Origin of the sequence: Paenibacillus forsythiae T98 (genome assembly GCF_000520735.1) — a bacterium.
GTDB lineage: Bacteria > Bacillota > Bacilli > Paenibacillales > Paenibacillaceae > Paenibacillus_AQ > Paenibacillus_AQ forsythiae.
In genome coordinates this window covers 1-2,174 of the sequence record NZ_ASSC01000227.1, presented here as the reverse complement: position 1 = coordinate 2,174, position 2,174 = coordinate 1, and the positions used below count along the sequence as shown (strand labels likewise).

Sequence of the window (2,174 nt, the reverse complement as noted above, 5' to 3'; positions counted from 1 at the left end):
CAAGCTCGGTTTTGGCATGAACGTGCTGTACAGCAGCCGCAGCCGCAAGCCGGAGGCGGAGCAGGAGCTTGGCGCCGTCTTCACCCCGCTGGACGATCTGCTTCGCCGGTCGGATTTTGTCGTCGTCATGGTTCCGCTGACGGAAGAAACGAAGGGGTTCATCGATGAACGGCACTTTAACTTGATGAAATCTTCGGCCGTGTTTATTAACGCCTCGCGCGGCATGACCGTCAATGAGCAAGCGCTGACCGAGGCGATGCGCGCCGGAAAAATAAGGGCGGCGGCACTTGACGTTTTTCAGCACGAGCCTGTCGATCCCGCCAATCCGCTGCTGCTTATGGATAATGTCATTACGCTCCCCCACGTCGGTTCCGCTACCGCCAAAACCCGCCATGAGATGGCCATGTCCGCCGCCCGCAATCTCGTTATCGCTTTGAAGGGAGAGAAACCTCCGAATCTAATCAAGGAATTTCAATTAGGGGGTGCTTCCTTTTGAAGGTGTCGCTTTTTATTACCTGTTTGTCCGATATTTTTTTCCCCGAAGTCGGAAAAAGCGTAGTCAGCATATTAGAGCGAAACGGCGTCGAGGTCGATGTCCCGCTCGCCCAAACGTGCTGCGGACAGCCTGCTTATAACAGCGGTTATGTGAAAGACGCGCGCAAAGCGGCGAAACAAACGATTCAGGCCTTTCAGTCCAGTGAATATGTCGTCGCCCCTTCCGGCTCTTGCGCGGCGATGGTGCGCCATTATTATCCGGACATGTTTGACGGTGATCCGGAATGGTCGGCCAAGGCGGCGCAGCTGGCGGACAAAACGTTTGAATTTACCGAGTTTGTCGTCCGCGTGCTGGGAATCGACGATGTTGGCGCGGTCTGCGAGGATTCGGCGGCTTATCATCAGTCATGCCATATGAGCCGGGGGCTCGGCGTTCGGAGCGAGCCTGTACAGCTGCTCTCCCGTGTCGAAGGCCTCGAGATGAAGGAGCTGCCGTATTGTCAGGACTGTTGCGGGTTCGGGGGGACATTCGCAGCCAAAATGAGCGCGATTTCCGAGGCGATGGTCGATGAGAAAATCAGGCATCTCGAATCGACCGGCGCGAAAACACTGATCGGATCGGATATGGGGTGTTTGATGAACATTGCCGGCCGCCTGCGCCGAACGGGAAAAAACATTCAAACGATGCATATTGCGGAAGTATTGGCGAAAGGAATGATTACATGAACCTGCAAGCCGCCGATTTCAAAGCGCGCGCCAAGGAAGCGTTAAACGACACGCAACTGCAGCGGGCCGTTCCCTTTGTTCAGGACCGTCTCCGGACGGGGCGGGTCCAGGCGGCGGAAGCGCTCGGGAACGTGGAGGAATGGAGAGAACTGCTTTCCGAAATCCGGATGGATACGATCGACAATTTGGACAGCTACCTGGAGCAGCTGGCGGGCAATGTCCGGGCAAACGGCGGGCACGTGCACTTTGCATCCAAAGCGGCGGACGCCGTTTCGATCGTGAGCCGGATCGCGATAGAGAACGGCGCGCGTAAGATCGTGAAAGCCAAATCGATGATTACGGAAGAAATCCATCTGAACAAGCACTTGGAAGAGCAGGGGCTAAGCGTCATTGAGACCGATTTAGGCGAATATATTTTGCAGCTTGCCGGAGAGAAGCCGTCCCATATTATCTCTCCCGCTTTGCACAAGCGGCGGGGGGAAATCGCCGAGCTGTTCTCGCAAGCGGCCGGACGGAAGCTGTCCGATGATACTTCGGAGCTGTGCGCGTTCGCGCGGGAGCATCTGCGCGAATCGTTTATGGAGGCGGATATCGGCATTACCGGCTGCAACTTTGCGGTGGCGGAATCCGGTACCGTCGTGCTTGTCAGCAACGAAGGCAACGCCCGCTTAACGACCACGCTTCCGAAAATTCATATTGCGATTATGGGAATGGAGCGAATCGTACCGACATGGAACGAGCTGGATCTCGCCTTGACGATGCTGACGCGCAGCGCCACCGGGCAAAAAATTTCCGTCTATGTGACGGGCATCAGCGGTCCGCGCCGGGAAAGCGATCTGGACGGCCCCGAGCAGTTTCATCTCATTATTGTGGATAACGGCCGCTCCGATATTTTGGCGACGGCTTATAAGGAAGTGCTGAAATGCATCCGCTGCGGAGCGTGCATGAATGTG

General features: G+C 56.2%; 3 protein-coding genes. All 3 read left to right on the top strand.

What is annotated here, in order from left to right; all coding sequences use genetic code 11:
* A partial coding sequence (locus tag L692_RS0108015) for an NAD(P)-dependent oxidoreductase (RefSeq protein ID WP_025698779.1) occupies positions 1-496 on the top strand: 496 nt, incomplete at its 5' end.
* Complete coding sequence (locus tag L692_RS0108010) at positions 493-1,221, top strand: (Fe-S)-binding protein (RefSeq protein WP_025698777.1); 729 nt, start codon at positions 493-495, stop codon at positions 1,219-1,221. The genes L692_RS0108015 and L692_RS0108010, both read left to right, overlap by 4 nt.
* Positions 1,218-2,174: LUD domain-containing protein (locus L692_RS0108005; RefSeq protein WP_025698775.1), on the top strand; the 957-nt coding region annotated here is incomplete at its 3' end. The genes L692_RS0108010 and L692_RS0108005, both read left to right, overlap by 4 nt.